The organism is Ralstonia sp. ASV6 (genome assembly GCF_016429285.1).
Lineage (GTDB): Bacteria > Pseudomonadota > Gammaproteobacteria > Burkholderiales > Burkholderiaceae > Ralstonia > Ralstonia flaminis.
In genome coordinates, this window is record NZ_JAELUI010000288.1 from 1 (window position 1) to 2,427 (window position 2,427).

Annotated in this window: 3 protein-coding genes; 1 reads left to right on the plus strand and 2 read right to left on the minus strand. The window is 63.1% G+C overall.

The features are described from left to right. The coding region (locus JHD73_RS27480) for an MFS transporter (protein ID WP_199033292.1) at positions 1-390 on the minus strand (390 nt) is incomplete at its 3' end. 170 nt (positions 391-560) lie between these two features. Beyond that, positions 561-1,721: a porin gene (locus JHD73_RS27485; protein WP_199033293.1), complete on the minus strand. Its 1,161-nt coding sequence runs from the start codon at positions 1,719-1,721 to the stop codon at positions 561-563. A gap of 393 nt (positions 1,722-2,114) precedes the next feature. Here JHD73_RS27485 and JHD73_RS27490 point away from each other — a divergent pair. Next, the coding region (locus tag JHD73_RS27490) for a demethoxyubiquinone hydroxylase family protein (protein ID WP_199033294.1) at positions 2,115-2,427 on the plus strand (313 nt) is incomplete at its 3' end.

Here is a 2,427-nt window from a genome sequence, read left to right on the forward strand (position 1 = left end):
CAGCAGGATCGGCGCCAGCGTGCCGATGCTGTCGTACCCCGGCACCAGCCCAATCAGCGTGGTCGAAATGCCCATCACCAGTAGTGATGCGACCAGCGTGGATTTACGCCCGATCCGGTCGCCAAAATGGCCGAACAGGAACGAACCGATCGGCCGCGCAATGAACGCAATACCGAACGTCACGAAGGCCGACAGCGCCTGCGCCGTGGCCGAGCCGTGCGGGAAGAACACAGGCCCGATCACCAGCGCTGCTGCCGTGGCGTAGACGTAGAAATCGTAGAATTCGATGGCTGTGCCGATGAAGCTCGCAAAGACGATGCGCGAGCGGCTCGTTTCAGTGGCGGCGTCGGCGGCAGGTGCCGCCAAGGTAGAAGGCGTCGAAGAGGACATGCAGGTCTCCCGTGGAGTTCGCGTTGTTGTCGTTATGTGGGCCGCCCGTCAGGCTTCGGGCGGCTCGCCAGAGCATAGCGCGCGGCCATGCAAAAAGGCACCCGAAGGTGCCTTCCTGCGCCCGCCAAGGAGAGGGGCGGCGGGCCAAAAGCAGTCTGTGCTTGCGCGTGTCAGAACTTGTGGCGCACACCAACCGCCACGCCCACCTGGCTGTTGGAGTCAGGCGTGATGAAGTAGGTCTGCGATGCGGCCGGCAGGTAACCAACGGACATGCCCGTCGAGGTGTAGCCGATCGAATCCCAGTTCAGCGAACCGTTGCGCGAGTACGCTGCCGTCAGGTACACGTCGGTACGCTTCGAGAAGTTGTAATCGGCGATGAAGTTCCACTGCTGCGGCTTGCGCGGGTTGACCGTGGTGCCGCCGATGGTCGCCGACTTGATGTTGTCGTAGTAGTACGACAGCGTCAGGCCGAGTGCCGTGGTCGCCTGGTAGTTCACGCCCAGCCAGTAGAGGTCGTCGCGGTGCGGCGTGAGCGCAGGCGTACCGGTGCTCGGGGCTTGCGTGTTGCCGTAGCGGTAGCCGCCCATCACCTTGACCGGGCCGACCGTGTAGCTGGCGGCGATGGCAGCGCGCTTGTCGCGACCGTAATCGTTGCCCGGCCCGCCGGCGAGTTCCTGCACCGACGGCACCTTCACTTCGTCATACGCCACACCCAGGCCGAACGGGCCAGCAAAGTAGTTCGCACCGACGCCGTACGCCGAGTTGGCCGTGTTGCTGCCCGCACGCTCGCCGAAGGACCAGTGGCCCACGACCGTCAGCGGACCGAACGCGCCGGTGTACTTGATCACGTTGTCTTCGCGGAAGTTCGCGCCGAGCAGGCCGACCACAGGCTCCCACTGCGTCGCGTAGCCGCTTGGCGAGAAGTTCGCCATCATGTCGAAGATCGTGGTGTATTGGCGGCCCAGCGTGACCTTGCCCCAATCACCCTGCAAGCCCACGAAGGCTTGCCGGCCGAACAGACGGCCACCTTGCTGCAGCGTACCGGTATCCATGCCGAAACCCGATTCCAGCACGAACAGGCTCTTGAGCCCGCCACCGATGTCTTCAATCCCGCGCAAGCCCCAACGGTTGGAAGACAGGCCGCCTGCCTGCATCGCGAGGCGCGAACCGCTGCTGCCCGGAATGGCGACGCCTGCCGCCGTTACGTTCTGCTCATGGTTGACGTATTCGACGTTGGCGTCGACCACGCCGTACAGCGTCACACTTGACTGAGCCTGCGCAACACCCGCAAACGTGCCCAGCACTGCCAATGCCAGCAGCGATTTCTTCATCGGTCGGTCTCCAGATCTTTATTTATTGAACTTGGTGGCAGGCAGACCCTCCGTTCCCGTCTTCCCGCCCCACGACTTTCAAGTGAAGTCGCTGACAAATGTAGCAACGCGTCACAAGCCTCGGTCGAAATTTGCGAACGAATGTTCGCAAACGCCCGTTTGCTGTCTGATTCGGGCAACAAGCTGTTTCGAATTCAGAAATAGAAATGCGATGTGCGCTTGCGATTCCTCGCAGTTTTGGATGCGATCCCAATGCCAACAGGGTTATCCCGTACAGTTGTGTTTGGTGGTCCCGCATCTGATCGGGCGCAAGGCTATGCTGAGCCGGGGCCGTACAATGACGCATGCGCCGCACGCCATTGCCGGCGGCGCCTGATCTCAGGATCGACCTGCATGCTCGACACTTTCCTTCCCGAATTCGACCGCGCCCTGCGCGCGGTTGCCGGCATCACCCGCGCCAGCCGACCGAACCCCGCCGATGCCGTCGTCGTCTCTGGTGCATCTGCCACTGGCACCGATGACGCGGCCAAGCTCTCCGAGGCCGAGCGCCGTCATGCCGCTGGCCTGATGCGCGTCAACCATGTGGGCGAGGTGTGCGCCCAGGCGTTGTACCAGGGGCAAGCGCTGTTTGCGCGTGACCCGGCTATCCGAGCACAGCTCGACGAAGCTGCCCGCGAAGAAGAAGACCACCTGGCGTGGTGTGCCC